Raw genomic sequence first — 14,094 nt, forward strand, 5'->3', positions numbered from 1 at the left:
GAGAGCAGCCGACGACGTGCGGCGCCGGTTCGGCCGGCTCGACGTGCTGATCAACAACGCCGCCATCCACTACGACACCGGCTCGCGCGCCCTGCAGGCCGACTGGACTGTCATCCGCAAGGCGTTCGAGACCAATGTCTTCGGCGCCTGGCGGGTGGCCGCCGCCTTCGCGCCGCTGCTCGGGGCGGGCGGCCATGGCAGGCTGGTCCACGTCTCCTCCGAAGGCGGTTCTCTGGCCTCGATGGGCGCGGGCGCGCCAGCCTATTCGACCTCGAAGGCGACGCTCAATGCACTGACCCGCGTGCTGGCGGCCGAACTGCGCGGCTCGGGCGTGCTGGTCAACGCGATCTGCCCGGGCTGGGTCGCCACCGACATGGGCGGGCCGGGCGGGCGCCCGGTGGCGCAAGGGGCGGCGGGCATCGTGTGGGCCGCGACCTTGCCCGACGACGGCCCGACCGGCGGCTTTTTTCGCGATGGCAAGGGGCTGCCGTGGTGACGGCGAGACGCGGGCAGGTTCGGGCGGCGCCCGGCATTGCGTAACGGCGTTCAGCATCTGAATCGGGAAATTGTGCCAAACGATTGTTTTCGCATCAATCTCGCTGGACATCCCTGCATCACCCCCTCCATGGCGGGTGGACGAAGGCCGGCATGGCGGCTATTTTTTCGAGCCCGCGACCAGATCGCGCGGCGCAATCGGTCGCCGGGAGTTGTTGCCGTTGAGAAGAATTGCTTCGTGGACGATGGCGCTGATCCTCGTTGCCGTCGCCGCGTGCGTCGGGGCTGGCGTCGCCGTCGGCCAGACACAAACGTCTGCCGAGCTGCCTTTGCCGTCGGACGTGTCGTCGAAGGACATATCGGTCGGGGTAAAGGCCGCGCCGCCCTTCGCCTTCAAGCTGCAGGACGGCACCTGGTCAGGATTGAGCATCGACCTCTGGCAGAAGATGGCCGGGCGGCTCAACCTTCGCTTCCACTATGTCGAAGTGCCTGGCGTGCAGGACCAGATCGACGGCGTCGCCAGCGGCAAATTCAACGTGGCGATGGCCGCGATCACCGTCACGGCAGACCGCGAAAAGGCCGTCGATTTCACGCAGCCCTTTTTCACGACCGGGCTCGGCATCGCTACACCGCTCAACAGCCAGCCGTCATGGCGGCCGATTTTGCACGCGCTGACCTCGTTCGGCTTCCTGCAGGCCGTGCTGGCGCTGATCGTCATCTCGGTCGTGGTCGGCGTCCTGATCTGGATGTTCGAACGCCGCCACAATGAGGATTTCGGCGGCGGCGTCGCCAAGGGCCTGTTTTCAAGCATGTGGTGGTCGACGATTGCCGCGACCCAGGCCAGCACCGGCGATTTCGGTCCGCGAACCGTGCCGGGGCGTGTGCTGGCCGCGCTGTGGATGATGGGATCGATCATCGCCATCGCGGTGTTCACCGCCGGCGTCACATCGGTGCTGACCGTGACGCAGATGGAAGGCATGGTGCAGGGCGAAAGCGACCTCGCCACGGTCCGGGTCGGCGCCGTGCAGAATTCCTCGACCGCGTCCTACCTGGATTCCACCCATATCCGCCATCAGGACTTTGCCACCGTCCAGCAGGGCCTGGACACGCTGCGCGCCGGCAAGATCGATGCGCTGGTCCACGACAAGCCGCTGCTTGGCTGGCTGGTCGGACAGAACTACGGCGCGAGCCTGCGGGTCCTCGACGCGACCTTCGACCAGCAGCAATATGCCATCGCCCTGCCGCTCGGCAGTAGGCTTCGCAAGCCGCTCGATCTCGCCCTGCTGCAAACCATGGAAAGCGACTGGTGGAAACAGGCGGTCTTCCAGTATCTGGGCGAGAAATAGGCTATCGGCATGAGAGCGGGGACGGACAGCTCGCGGCATTGCGCGCCAGAAAAAGCCGCCCGCTTTCAGGACGGGTCTTCGGGTGATCGTCACTGATCGAGGTCGACCGGGGTCACCCCGAGGAGCTTCAGGGCGTTGGCGTAGATCCGGATGCCTTGCGCCTGCTTGCTCCCGGCGCAGAACCGGTTCGCCTTGTCCTGCAGTGCCGTTACCTCGGCGATCTGGCTCGCACTGGCACCCGGTTTGGCCTTGGCCTGGATGGCAGCGTCGAGTTGGAGGCCGAGCCGGCTGCAATATTCGGTCCGGGTGACCGCCGCCTCCGCGTCCGACTGTACGACCGCAAACATGGCGAGCGAAATGCCTGTCAGGGCACCCATCCATCCTGTCGAATGTCGTTGCATTGCAGGCGCTATCCCGTGGCCTTGTCTGGCGGCCGCTGTCCGGCTGCCACGGGAATGGTTATCGCAGACGATCTTTTCGCCAGTTTTTCCCGGATGTTGAATCTTGTTTCTGGAGTGTGTCTGGAGGCCGGGTTCACACTTCGTCGGCGTCGAACAGCAGCATCGTCAGATCGTCGTCGCCCGGGGCCAATATCCGCCGGTCGGCGGCGCAGGCAACGCCGACTTCGCTGGCGAACGCGGCGCGGATGTCGTCGAGGCTGTCGAAATACAATGTCCCCACAAGGTAAGGCATCTCGCCCGCCGAGAGTTTGATGATGGGCCGCCTGCTGACATCGTAGCGCCGCAGGCCGGGAAGCTTCTTGGCGAGCGGTATATGAACATCGAAATAGTGCCGGTCGAACGCGGCCGGATCGGCCGGGGTTTTGTAGATCACAAGCATCTTGGCCATTGCCCGTATTCCTGTCCTGTTGATGTCGATGATCAAGCCGTGCAGGCCGCCAAACCGAAGTCGTTCGACATTGGCGGATTTCGACCGCCGGTCGATTTTTATGTGCGCGGGCCGGGAGCTCGGGCTATGCGACAGCCGATTTCCCGACTTGAGGAGACCGGCGCCTCGCGCTCCCGCGGGCATCTGCGGCGCTTCTGCCTCTTCCCCCGGCACCGTCATTCGCGTAAGGGCGCGGGCAAATCCCAATTCCGCATCGATACCCCTCGGAACATCATGATCAGACTTGAAAACATCGGCAAGCAGAACGGCCGTCAGCTTGTCTTCATCGAGGCGTCGGCCTCCCTGCAGAAAGGCGAGAAGACCGGCCTCGTCGGCCCCAACGGTGCCGGCAAAACGACGCTGTTTCGCATGATCACCGGGCAGGAACTGCCCGATGAGGGCCAGGTTCAGGTCGATCGCGGCGTCACCATCGGCTATTTCAGCCAGGATGTCGGCGACATGGCGGGCCACAGCGCGGTGGCCGAAGTGATGAACGGCGCCGGACCGGTCAGCGACGTGGCGGCCGAGATGGCGGAACTCGAGGCGGCCATGGCCGATCCCGACCAGGCCGACCGGATGGACGAGATCATCGAACAATATGGCGAGGCGCAGCACCGCTTCGAGGAACTCGACGGCTATGCGCTGGACGGACGCGCGCGGGAGGTCCTCGATGGTCTCGGATTTTCGCAAGAGATGATGGACGGCGATGTCGGCAAGCTGTCGGGCGGCTGGAAGATGCGCGTGGCGCTGGCTCGCATCCTGCTGATGCGCCCCGATGTCATGCTGCTCGACGAACCGTCGAACCATCTCGACCTCGAAAGCCTGATCTGGCTTGAGCAGTTCCTGAAGGGCTATGACGGCGCGCTGCTGATGACCTCGCACGACCGCGAGTTCATGAACCGCATCGTCAACAAGATCGTCGAGATCGATGCGGGATCGCTCACCGCTTATTCCGGCAATTATGAATTCTACCAGCAACAGCGGGCGATCGCCGACAAGCAGCAGCAGGCGCAGTTCGAGCGCCAGCAGGCGATGCTGGCCAAGGAAATCGCCTTCATCGAGCGCTTCAAGGCGCGCGCCTCGCACGCAGCCCAGGTGCAGAGCCGGGTGAAGAAGCTCGACAAGATCGACCGCGTCGAGCCGCCAAAGCGCCGCCAGGTGGTGAATTTCGAGTTCCAGCCGGCGCCGCGCTGCGGCGAGGACGTCGTCACCTTGAAGAACGTGCACAAGGCCTATGGCAGCCGCACCATCTATGAAGGGCTCGACTTCCAGGTCCGCCGCCGCGAGCGCTGGTGCATCATGGGCGTCAACGGCGCGGGCAAGTCGACGCTCCTGAAGCTGGTGGCGGGCGCTTCCGATCCCGATACCGGCACGGTGGCGCGGGGACCGAGCGTGAAAATGGGCTATTTTGCCCAGCACGCCATGGAACTCCTGGAGGGCGAGCGCACCGTGTTCCAGACGCTGGAAGACAATTTCCCGCAGGCCGGCCAGGCGCCGCTTCGGGCGCTCGCCGGCTGCTTCGGCTTTTCCGGTGACGAGATCGAGAAGAAATGCCGGGTGCTGTCGGGCGGCGAGAAGGCGCGGCTGGTGATGGCGCTGATGCTGTTCGACCCGCCCAACCTCTTGGTGCTGGACGAGCCGACCAACCACCTCGACATCACCACCAAGCAGATGCTGATCGAGGCGCTGTCGCAATATGAAGGCACGATGCTGTTCGTCTCGCACGACCGGCATTTCCTGGCAGCGCTGTCGAACCGCGTTCTCGAATTGACGCCGGAAGGCATCCACACCTATGGCGGCGGCTATACGGAATATGTCGAGCGCACGGGACAGGAAGCGCCGGGGCTAAGGAGCTGAGCGGGTGGTGGTGGCAGACGGAATCATCTGGCCGTCGGTTGATGTGTTGCCCCTTACTCTGCGCACGCGTTTAAAGGTTGCTGATCTCCAGACAAAAGCAGATACCTGACATCCGCAGCAAGGGTATATATGACAAATCCATCTTCATCTTTTTCGTTGGTTCGACTTACCCCGAAATAAGTGTCCAGTGCAGATCCGTGACGGTAGCCGTTCCAATGGGCGCGGATGTAGTCTTCGATCGATCCTCTTGGTATCCGTGATTTCGAGTTCACATATTGGCCGATGCTGCGACGAGGTCGCCACTCGTCGGCAATCGCGGAGAAGCTGATTCGCCCGTCTTTATGTGCATGGATCGCCTGCGTAAAAGTGAAGCGATATGGGGATTTAAACCCCAGTTGGTCGACACTGCTGCAGCAGGATGTGCCGTCGCTTAAATGAAGAAGATCATTATCAGCTGCACCAAACAACATCCCTGCTGAGTGCGTCATTTGCCGCAGCTTCAGCATTCGCCTCACACGCTCTTCGACTGGCAGCACCCATTCTCGCCCAACGCGAGGGCTATCACGGAGTTTGTAATACTTCACCAAGTCCATGTCGAGCGCGACACTTAGACCCCTACGATGAGAACTATCTTCGAGGGCTAACTTTAGATGCTCGACTGCTAACTGTTTGGCGCCTGCTTCAGCACAAGCGAGAACGAGGTCATTCGCCTCGTCATCTCGTGCGAGAAAGGGCTGTACCCGACACGCAGTGGGGATGCCTGCAGCCGAAAGTATTCTTACCGCATTCAGCCTTCGGGTGATCGAAGGTGCGCCAGCGTCGACCCGGCTGGCCAAACCTTCTGAGAGTGTGGGTAGCGATATTTGGACAATGAAATTTCCGGCTGCGAGCACGTCACAATAAGGATCGGTCGCACACAGATCGGACTTGGTACTGAGAATAGTGGGATAGGAGTGATCGTGCAGTATTTTCAGCAGGTCGAGACTGACCCCGAGCCGCCCTTCGAGCGGCATCATTGGATCCGACATACCGCCGAAATGAATTGGTATTCTGGCGGCCAGCATTTCATCCAGCACTGAACGCGCTTCGCTTCCCTTTGCAAGGCGTTCAAGCCTGCGTGCAAGCTCTCTAGGATTTGCCGATCTGATCCGCTTCTGGCCGGTGGAACCACCTCGTGAAGCCGCGAAGCAATATCGGCAGGCAAACTGGCACGCCGAGTAGCTATCCAGCCGAAGCGGAATACTACAAAAGGGGAATTGGCTCGTGATGGCTAGGGCATACTCGTAGCCACCACTCATCTTAGGTGCACTGCAAGTCTTTCGACAAAAACCGGTTCGGCAGGCTTCACAAACAATGAATAGCTCAATCTACTTCCAGGCTGAATCTTCTCGACACTAATCGTTGACCCGGTGACCACGCCGGGAACGCTCTGCCCTTTATTGTCTAGAAAGAGCCATTTTGGAAGATCAATAGCTGCCGATTCCGCATTCTCGATTGTTGCGGCGACGAGAACTACCTGACTGTCGTCGGACGGCGATATGAAATGCCAGCTAACGTCAAGCTTCAATCCACCGACGTGTTCATTGAGATGGCGCGTTGCGATCCGCTCTTTGTCCGCTGCTGCACCGCAAAAGGCCGCGATCGTACTCAGGGCGATGAGCAAAAAAACACCTCTCTGGAAGATCGTGCGTAGTTGTGAAAGATGAAGGTTCTTGAACTTCTCGTTGATATGCAGGACATATAGTTGCTGCACATCCTGATCAAAGTTAACAACTTCATTCGACAACTGGTTGATTTTGGCCTGGAAGCCCGGGAGCTGGTTGGTATATGCGGTTTGTAGCCGTTTCTTCTCCGGGCCAAACCAAAAAAGGCTCCACCATTTCGGATTGAATTCCTTTTCTGCGGGGAGGGCGTCACGATAGAACCACTTCCAAGTTTTTGTCGCCGCAGTCCACGGATAGCGATTCGTCTGCCGTGAGTACACAACTAGCAGGGCAATTCCCAATACCAAAGAGCCGACAGCTGCCACCACGATCGGATAGGTAATCAACTTCCCCAGGTGCTTATCCAATATGAAAGTCAGGACCGCGATACCGCCGGCAAGCATCGCGCCGGCCACCACTGTGAAGTTAGTTCGGCGTCCCTCCGCATAATGAATCCGTTCCGCCACTGCCGATATCACTTCGGAAAGCTCGACAGGCTGACCCGCGGGTAATGCAGGGGGCATCGGGAGATTTTTTGCCATCCCGTTTTGATAGCTGAGATCGACTCGATTGGCCATTGCGCCAAGCTTCATACCTGACACAGATGCATTGGTGTCGGATCGGCGAGCGACAAGCACGCAAGGGCGAATCGGGTCGAAGATAACTCGACCAACCACCTCGACATCACCACCAAGCAGATGCTGATCGAGGCGCTGTCGCAATATGAAGGCACGATGCTGTTCGTCTCGCACGACCGGCATTTCCTGGCAGCGCTGTCGAACCGCGTGCTCGAATTGACGCCGGAAGGCATACACACCTATGGCGGCGGCTATACGGAATATGTCGAGCGCACGGGACAGGAAGCGCCGGGGCTGAGGAGCTGAGCGGGTAGGGGCGCCGTTCTCCAAGCTGAGACCTAAAGCAGGCCGTGTTTCCTGAATTCGGCCTGCTCGTCCCCGCTGATCCAGCCGAACACCTTCAGCTTCCCGTCACGTCTCTCGAGGAGATAGCTGACCTCGAAATCAATGGTGATGAGCGCCGCCTTTTTGTTCTGGTACTCCCCGGACCATTGCACCTTTGCCACGCAGTGGTCCTGATCGATCGGCGTCACGGATACGTCCCTGCACGTCATCTTCCCGGCGCCCATTGCCCTGTAGCCCTCGAAGCCCTTCTTCATGATTTCGATCAGTTGCTTGCCGTTTTCGCCGGCCATCACCCCGCCAGGGGTGACTGAGATGAAAGCGGACGAATAGATGTCGGCGACATCCTTCAAACCGGCATCCGACAAGAGCGCGTCATTGTAGAATTCCGCATAGGCCCCGAAGAATTTCGCGACCTCGGCCTTGGCGATCATCGTCTTCCTCTCCCCTGAACGGGACGGGAAACCGCTTCACACTTCTCCTGGAACCGCTCCGAGGGGTGAGGCGCCTACCTCAGCGAGATGCTCATGCCGCTGAGATCGGCGTTCACTTGCAGGCCCACCTGTCTGCCCGTGAGTTGGAGTTGGGCGCCCTTGTCGTTGGTCATCACGATCACCTGTGCGCCTCTGCCGAGCGCGCCGCCGCCGCCGGCCGCGCCGTATACGCCAGTCACGTCCCGGGCGCGCCTGATGTGGCGCACGGTGCCCTGGAAATACGTCTTGGAGACGCCGAAGGCGAGGCCGCCCGAAACCCCGCCGATCGAGATCGGATATTTCCGGCCATGGAAGGTCAGCGTGCCCTCGCCACCGGAGCCGCCGACGAAGAAGGCCGCCTTGTAGACGGAGAAGCGGATCGTGCCGCTGTCGGCATGCGCGGCGCTGGCAAGGCTGACGCCTACCGTGGCGATGGCGGCTACGGCGATTGAACGAAATCCGGAGGAAATAGTCATGATGGGAGCTCCTGAAGGGTGGCTGCCTTGCTCGCCGGCAAGAATGTCGGCATGGCATCAAAGTTACAACTGAACAGTCTCGCCCATCATTGGTTCCAAGCGGCGGTCTGAATCTGGCGGCGGGAAGGCCGCCACGAAAAGAGGCCAGGCTCTCTGGTCGCGGCGGTCTCGTTGTGGGATGGAGACGTCGGTGTACTCTCCACGGCGGTTGGCAAAGGGTTCGGGATGAGAATTGCGACGGGGCTTGCAATGTCCGCATTGGCCGCGACAATGGCCGGATGCGCGACGTCTCCGGTCGACTATGGAACCTCGCTTTCACAGCAGGACCAGAAATGGGCGACGCCGCAATGCCAGCAAGCCCGGGCGGCGGCTTCGGACTATGCGGTCCGCGAAAAACAGCACCCGGGTTGGGAATTCGTCGCACTTGGCCCCTACGGGTTGGGGATCATAGCGGCGACCAAGGAGCACGAGCAGAAACAACGAAAGCTGCTCGCCCGCGACGTGCATCTGCAATGTTCGAGCCTACCCCTGCCGAAGGAATTGCAAGGTGATTTGAGCCCTGCCAGTCCAACCCCGGCGAAATATCCATAGCCGGGAACGGGTCCGAATGGATAATCTCTCGAGCTAACGTAGCAATCCGTCCGCCTCGAATGTGTCCCAACCTTCGAGCTTTGGCGCATCGTCCTTTCCCGCATTTCTGGTCTTGCGGGCGTTGCCCGTCCGCTTGCCTGCTCGCGTCAGTGCGGCCTTGCCGGCCCCGCGCCGTCTGTTCTCGGACACTTCCAGCGCATCCTCCTCCCGCCAGGCGGTCGCCAGGTCACGGTCAAGAATGTCCTCGATGTGGCGTGGATCGAAGACGTGGAAGGTCACGGCCTTGGATCGCCCGCGCATCTTCACGGTGCGCGTGCCGATGCTTTTCAGGCGACCATCCCTGAGCCATTTGTGCCGCTCTCGGGAGGAGATGGTGAGGATGTCCTCCGCCTCTCGCGGAAGCACGGGCAGTGCCTCGATTCCCTCCATCGTCCTGGAGATAGTTGCCGAGGCGGCCCGGAACGCATCCGCGTCGGTTCGCAACATGCGCAAGACGACGCGGCCCGTCTCGGCCTTGGCAAATTTCCGCACCGTCCATGGCAGGCGGGCCCGAACTTCGCGTTCGATCCCCTTCAGGCGCAAGGAGGAGCCGAGCGTCGACGCTGGCGGCAGCAGCCATTCGGCGACCATTGACGCGGTGGCCGTGCCTTGCTCGGCCGTGCGATCAGGGGCGGTGGCAATTTTCGCCGCGATGCCGCTCAGGATCTTCCGAATGGAGCCGCGCTTCTTGTCCATGTTTCGTTTTCGCTCATCGGGTGCCTTCGTGGAAGCACAGTTCGCACAGCGGACAACCGAAATCAGGGTCAAACAGTTCCCCAGGCATGCGCAGGCGGAGGACGGTTGACTTCATCTGGATGCAGCCTCCACGCAGACGGCCCTGGTCAGGTGGTCCAACGAACCGCAGGCTGGTTCCAATATTGCGCCACGGATTTCGCAAGGAGCGCTCGCCTATTGAAATTCCCGAGGCACTGACCACACCTCTCTTCGTCCCATCGAAGCCTGGTCGACCGTTGGGATTGCACTTGGTCCGAGTCGGCGGGCGATCCTATTGCCTTCGAGGCCGTGATGGCATGTGCTGGGCGAGGGAGCCCTGGACTGCGCCGTCGGCGACAAGCAAGAAGTCCGGTGCCGCTTTTGGCAAACACATCGTCCGGTGTTCCAGCATATTGTGCTGGCTGAATAAGCTTGAGACAAGGCGGTTCCGAACAACAATGGCTAGGCGGTTTGCGTTTCTCCTGGTGCGCGACTTCACGCTGTCGCCGCTGTCGCTGTTCATCGACACGCTGCGGCTGGCGGGCGATGAGGGCGATCGCAGCCGCAGGATAGAGTTCGACTGGGAGATCGTCGGCGAACGCGGTCTGCCGATCCGGGCAAGTTGCGGCGTCGAACTGCTGCCGACCGGGGGGATCGGCAATCCCGAGGATTTCGACAATGTCGTCGTTGTCGGCGGCCTGCTCGACACCAACCGCAGCCTGAGTTCCGAAAAGGAGGCGTTCCTGTTGCGGGCCGCCGGCAAGGGGGTGCCGCTGACGGCGCTCTGCACGGGCAGCTTCGTGCTGGCGCGCTACGGCCTGCTCGATGGCTACAGCGCCGCCGTCAGCTGGTTCCACATCAAGGATTTCCGCAGCCGGTTCCCGGAGGTCAATGCCCATGCCGACAGCCTGTTTTCCGTCGACCGGGGCCGCTCGACATGCGCGGGCGGCACGGGTGCCGCCGACCTTGCAGGCCATTTCGTGTCTCAGTTCATCGGCCAGAAGGCGGCGGAAAAGGCCGCCAAGATCCTCGTCCTTGATCGGATCAGAAGCAGCAGGGATGTGCAGCCCGTCGGCGACCTGTTTCCGGCGGCGTCGAGCCGGGCGGTGAAGCGCGCTTTGCTGTTGATGGAGAGCAATCTCCAGGAGACGCTGTCGGTCGCCGAGATCGCAAGCCGCCTGAACTGCTCGCGGCGCCAGCTCGAACGGCTCTTCGGGTTGGAACTGGGCATCGGGCCGATGGCGGCATATCTCGCGTTACGAGTGCACCATGCGAAGTCGCTGCTCGAAGGCAGCGACCTGCAGATCGGCGAAATCGCCTACCGGTGCGGTTTCACCAATGCCGGCCATTTCAGCCGCGTGTTCCGCCAGCAGACCGGCATCACGCCAACCCATCTCAGGCATCCCAACCGCAGGCCCGGCGGCGCGACGATACAATGAAGTCCGCTACGTGCGGCGCCTATGAAATCCGCTGGCCGTCCTCGTCGAGCAGAACGCAGCCCTCGGGATCGAATCCGAGGTCGGCCGTCTCGCCTTCGCGAAGGACGCGGCCATTGATCGGCGCGTTGGCGCGGAGGCTGGTCTTGCCGCCGATGTCGATCTCGTAGATTGCGCTGCCGCCCAGATACGAGGCCGAGACGACACGGCCAGTGAGCCGGTTGACGCTCGTTCCAGCACCGACCGAAAATTTCTGCGGCCGCACCACGACGGTGACCTTGCTGCCGTCGCCAAGCCGCCTTGGACAAGCCACGTTGATCGTCTGGCCGGTGGCAAGCACCACCGCTTGGCCGGACCTGCTGACGGTCCCGGCAAGCATGTTGGCCTTGCCGAGGAAGTCGGCGACGAAGGCCGTGGCCGGCGTCTCATAGACCTCCAGCGGGGTTCCGATTTGCTCAACCGCGCCGGCGTTCATCACCACGATGCGATCCGACATGGACAGCGCTTCTTCCTGGTCGTGCGTGACGAAGATGGCGGTGATGCCCGTTTCCTTCTGGATCTTCTTGATCTCGACACGCATCTCCTCGCGCATGTTGGCGTCCAGCGCCGATAGCGGCTCGTCCAGCAGCAGCACCTGCGGCTCGAAGACGATGGCGCGGGCAAGCGCGATGCGCTGCTGCTGCCCGCCCGACAGCTGCGACGGCAGCTTCTTCTCGCTGCCGGGCAGCCGCACCATTTCGAGCGCCTTGCCGACCTTGCGGGCGATCTCGGGCTTCGGCACGTTGCGGTACTTCAGGCCGAAGGCGACGTTGTCGAACACGTTCTTGTGCGGGAACAGCGCGTAGCTCTGGAAGACCAGGCCGATGTTGCGCTTGTAGATCGGGACGTCGTCGACCCGCCGCCCGTCGATCATGATCTGGCCGCCCGAAATATCGACCAGGCCGGCGATGGAGCGCAGGATCGTGGTCTTGCCGCAGCCCGAGGGCCCGAGCAAGGTGACGAAGCTGCCCTTGCGGATCGAGAGCGAGAAATCGCGCACCGCGACGAACTTGCCGTAGGCGATGTCGATATCGCGGAACTCGACCGCCGGGCTGTTCGCCTCGGCGGCCGCGCTCGCGCCGGCCGCCCCGGCCAGGACAGGCCGGGGATGGAGTGTCGTGCCCTGGCTGTCAGGCACCTTTCGAGATCCTGTTCCACTGCTTGGTCCAGGCGTCCTCGTTGGTCGCCCAGTAGGTCGGATCGGCGAAGGTCAGCGACTTCATCGTGCCGGTCTTGTCGAACGCCGGCAGCTTCTCGATCTTCTCGGTCAGCTTGACCTTGTTCGGGTCGAGCGACGGCGGATAGCTCTGGCCCTCGGCCACCGCGATCGAGGTCGCCGGGTCGAGCATGAAGTTGATGAGCTCCTCGCACTCGGCCATGGGCGAGCCCTTCAGGATCAGCATGTCCTCCATCCAGGCATAGGAGCCGGCCGGATCGAGATAGCCGATCGGATGGCCCTGGTCCTGCAGCGCCGCGACGCGGCCCGACCACGCATCGGTCACCACGATCTCGCCCTTGGAAAGCAGGTCCATCAGCTCCGCGCCGGAGCTCCAGAACTTCTTGGCGAGGTCGCGCGTCTCGCGCACCTTGGCCCAGATGGCGTCCATGTCCTTGAGGTTGTTGGGATCCTGCCCGGTGGCAAGCGCCGCGTACCAGACGCGCGTCGTCATATCGGAATAGCCGCCGACCTTGCCGGCATATTTCTTGTCGAGAAGCAGGGCCGCGCCCTTTTCCTTGGCTTCCTCCGGCGAGATCACCTTGGTGTTGTAGGCGATACCCGTCGTGCCGTAGTCGTAGGGTATGGCCGAAAGCTTTGGCGTCAGCTTGCGGAACGGCTCGATCATCGGCTGCAGTACATTCGCCATGTTGGGAATGTTGGCCTCGTTGATCTCCGAGGTCAGGCCGGCGTTCACATATTTGATGTAGTAGTTGACGCCCGAGGAATGGATGACCTGGTAGTCGCCGGGCTTGGCGGTCTTGATCTTGGTGATGATCTCATCCTCGTCGCCGAACGTGCCCTGGACCACCTTGATCTTGGTCTTGGTCGTGTAGGGCTGGAAGGCGAACTTGTCGATCGCGTCCTGCACCGTGCCGCCCCAGCCGTCGAAGCGAACCTCCTGGACAGCGGCGAGCGCCCGGCCCATCCACGGCATGGAAAGGCCCGCCGATGCCGCCGCGGCGGCGGTCAGCGTCAGGAAAGTGCGGCGGCTCAGGTCGCCATTGGCGTATCGGTCGTGCAGCCGTTCCAGCCGCTTCGTGGTGGTGAGTTTCATTGTGTTTCCTCCTTTGGTTCGCCACGTCTTCTCAGTTTTGTCAGGCTTTGCAGGATCAGGCCGCCGATAAGCGGGATGCCGACGGTCACCAGGATCATCACGGTGCCGAGTGCGTTGATTTCCGGACTGATCGAGATCTTGAGCATGGAAAGGATCTGGGTGGGCATGGTCTCGACACCGGCCGGCCGCCAGAACAGGCTGGCCGAAGTGTTGTCGAACGAGATGGTGAAGGCGAGCAGCGCGCCGCCCACCACGGCCGGAATGAGCAGCGGCAGCGTGATCTCGCGGAAGGACGAAGAGCGCGAGGCGCCGAGCGACAGTGCCGCCTCCTCATAGACGCGCCGGATGCCGATCATGCGCGCCTGGGCGATCAGCACCACATAGGGCACGGCAAGCAGGATATGGCCGAGCACCAGCAGAAGCATGGTCCTCGGCTGGTCGACCGCCTTGATCAGCACCAGCAGGCCGACGCCGAGGATGGTTTCGGGCACCAGCGCCGGCAGGATCACCAGCGTGCTCAGCGCCTGCTTGCCGCGAAAATCGAAGCGCACCAAGGCAAACGCCGTGGTGACGCCGATGGCGGTGGTGACGATCGCCGTGACCAATGCGATCCACAAGGACGTGCGAAAGGCGGCCAGCACCGCCTCGTTGGCCATCAGCTTGCCGTACCATTGCAGGCTGAAGCCGGTCATCGGGAAGCCGCCGAACATCGAGGCGTTGAACGACAGGATCACCGTCGCCACGATCGGCGCGAACATGAAGATGTAGACGCAGACCGTGACGAAGCCGGTCAGCCGCCAGGCCCATCTGCCTTCCTGCTTGCGCCGTGTTCCTCTCATCCGCC

Annotated in this window: 15 protein-coding genes and 1 pseudogene; 6 read left to right on the forward strand and 10 right to left on the reverse strand. The window is 62.0% G+C overall.

Translation table 11 applies throughout. The features are described from left to right. Together O7A61_RS17875 and O7A61_RS17880 are read left to right on the forward strand one after the other, a co-directional pair. Positions 1-496: SDR family NAD(P)-dependent oxidoreductase (locus O7A61_RS17875; RefSeq protein ID WP_337130919.1), on the forward strand; the 496-nt coding region annotated here is incomplete at its 5' end. A gap of 220 nt (positions 497-716) precedes the next feature. Next, entirely contained in the window at positions 717-1,841 is a 1,125-nt protein-coding gene (locus tag O7A61_RS17880; protein ID WP_337130920.1) for a transporter substrate-binding domain-containing protein, read from the forward strand. 89 nt (positions 1,842-1,930) lie between these two features. Here the strand turns inward: O7A61_RS17880 and O7A61_RS17885 are convergent, their stop codons facing one another. Together O7A61_RS17885 and O7A61_RS17890 are read right to left on the reverse strand one after the other, a co-directional pair. Continuing rightward, positions 1,931-2,218, reverse strand: a complete 288-nt coding sequence (locus O7A61_RS17885) for a hypothetical protein (protein WP_337130921.1) — start codon at positions 2,216-2,218, stop codon at positions 1,931-1,933. A gap of 157 nt (positions 2,219-2,375) precedes the next feature. Beyond that, positions 2,376-2,690: an EthD family reductase gene (locus O7A61_RS17890; RefSeq protein ID WP_337130922.1), complete on the reverse strand. Its 315-nt coding sequence runs from the start codon at positions 2,688-2,690 to the stop codon at positions 2,376-2,378. Positions 2,691-2,963: 273 nt separating this feature from the next. On the opposite strand from O7A61_RS17890, the gene O7A61_RS17895 reads away from it, so the two are divergent. Continuing rightward, on the forward strand, positions 2,964-4,586 hold the full coding sequence (locus O7A61_RS17895; RefSeq protein ID WP_337130923.1) for an ABC-F family ATP-binding cassette domain-containing protein: 1,623 nt from the start codon (positions 2,964-2,966) through the stop codon (positions 4,584-4,586). Positions 4,587-4,639: 53 nt separating this feature from the next. Here O7A61_RS17895 and O7A61_RS17900 read toward each other — a convergent pair whose 3' ends face one another. Beyond that, on the reverse strand, positions 4,640-5,884 hold the full coding sequence (locus O7A61_RS17900) for a radical SAM protein (protein ID WP_337130924.1): 1,245 nt from the start codon (positions 5,882-5,884) through the stop codon (positions 4,640-4,642). Next, entirely contained in the window at positions 5,881-7,041 is a 1,161-nt protein-coding gene (locus tag O7A61_RS17905; RefSeq protein ID WP_337130925.1) for a hypothetical protein, read from the reverse strand. Before O7A61_RS17905 ends, O7A61_RS17900 begins: the two co-directional genes overlap by 4 nt. Between O7A61_RS17905 and O7A61_RS17910 the strand changes: the two are divergent. After that, positions 6,943-7,173: pseudogene (locus O7A61_RS17910) on the forward strand (ABC transporter ATP-binding protein); the annotation flags it as partial. The gene O7A61_RS17905 and the pseudogene O7A61_RS17910 sit on opposite strands and share 99 nt — an antisense overlap. Before the next feature lie 32 nt (positions 7,174-7,205). On the opposite strand, the gene O7A61_RS17915 reads toward O7A61_RS17910, so the two are convergent. Together O7A61_RS17915 and O7A61_RS17920 are read right to left on the reverse strand one after the other, a co-directional pair. Continuing rightward, on the reverse strand, positions 7,206-7,643 hold the full coding sequence (locus O7A61_RS17915) for a nuclear transport factor 2 family protein (protein WP_337130926.1): 438 nt from the start codon (positions 7,641-7,643) through the stop codon (positions 7,206-7,208). A 74-nt stretch (positions 7,644-7,717) separates the two neighbouring features. Beyond that, a complete protein-coding gene (locus O7A61_RS17920; protein ID WP_337130927.1) occupies positions 7,718-8,158 on the reverse strand; it encodes a hypothetical protein in 441 nt (146 codons plus the stop codon). Positions 8,159-8,383: 225 nt separating this feature from the next. Between O7A61_RS17920 and O7A61_RS17925 the strand changes: the two genes are divergently transcribed. Continuing rightward, positions 8,384-8,749 (forward strand): hypothetical protein, encoded by a 366-nt coding sequence (locus O7A61_RS17925; protein ID WP_337130939.1) that lies wholly within the window; start codon positions 8,384-8,386, stop codon positions 8,747-8,749. Positions 8,750-8,782: 33 nt separating this feature from the next. Here O7A61_RS17925 and O7A61_RS17930 read toward each other — a convergent pair whose 3' ends face one another. After that, entirely contained in the window at positions 8,783-9,484 is a 702-nt protein-coding gene (locus O7A61_RS17930; protein ID WP_337130928.1) for a hypothetical protein, read from the reverse strand. Positions 9,485-9,960: 476 nt separating this feature from the next. Between O7A61_RS17930 and O7A61_RS17935 the strand changes: the two genes are divergently transcribed. Beyond that, a complete protein-coding gene (locus tag O7A61_RS17935; protein WP_337130929.1) occupies positions 9,961-10,941 on the forward strand; it encodes a GlxA family transcriptional regulator in 981 nt (326 codons plus the stop codon). Between the two features lie 19 nt (positions 10,942-10,960). Here O7A61_RS17935 and O7A61_RS17940 read toward each other — a convergent pair whose 3' ends face one another. Genes O7A61_RS17940 through O7A61_RS17950 form a run of 3 tightly spaced genes read right to left on the reverse strand, consistent with a single transcriptional unit; the run spans position 10,961 to position 14,089 of the window. After that, the gene (locus O7A61_RS17940; RefSeq protein WP_337130930.1) at positions 10,961-12,115 is read right to left on the reverse strand and encodes an ABC transporter ATP-binding protein; all 1,155 of its coding nucleotides are present in this window, start codon (positions 12,113-12,115) and stop codon (positions 10,961-10,963) included. Then, positions 12,108-13,250, reverse strand: a complete 1,143-nt coding sequence (locus O7A61_RS17945; protein ID WP_027144254.1) for an ABC transporter substrate-binding protein — start codon at positions 13,248-13,250, stop codon at positions 12,108-12,110. Before O7A61_RS17945 ends, O7A61_RS17940 begins: the two co-directional genes overlap by 8 nt. Next, a complete protein-coding gene (locus O7A61_RS17950) occupies positions 13,247-14,089 on the reverse strand; it encodes an ABC transporter permease (RefSeq protein ID WP_337130931.1) in 843 nt (280 codons plus the stop codon). The genes O7A61_RS17945 and O7A61_RS17950 overlap by 4 nt, the downstream gene beginning before the upstream one ends. Positions 14,090-14,094: the final 5 nt, after the last annotated feature.

The organism is Mesorhizobium sp. Cs1321R2N1 (genome assembly GCF_037179725.1).
Lineage (GTDB): Bacteria > Pseudomonadota > Alphaproteobacteria > Rhizobiales > Rhizobiaceae > Mesorhizobium > Mesorhizobium salmacidum.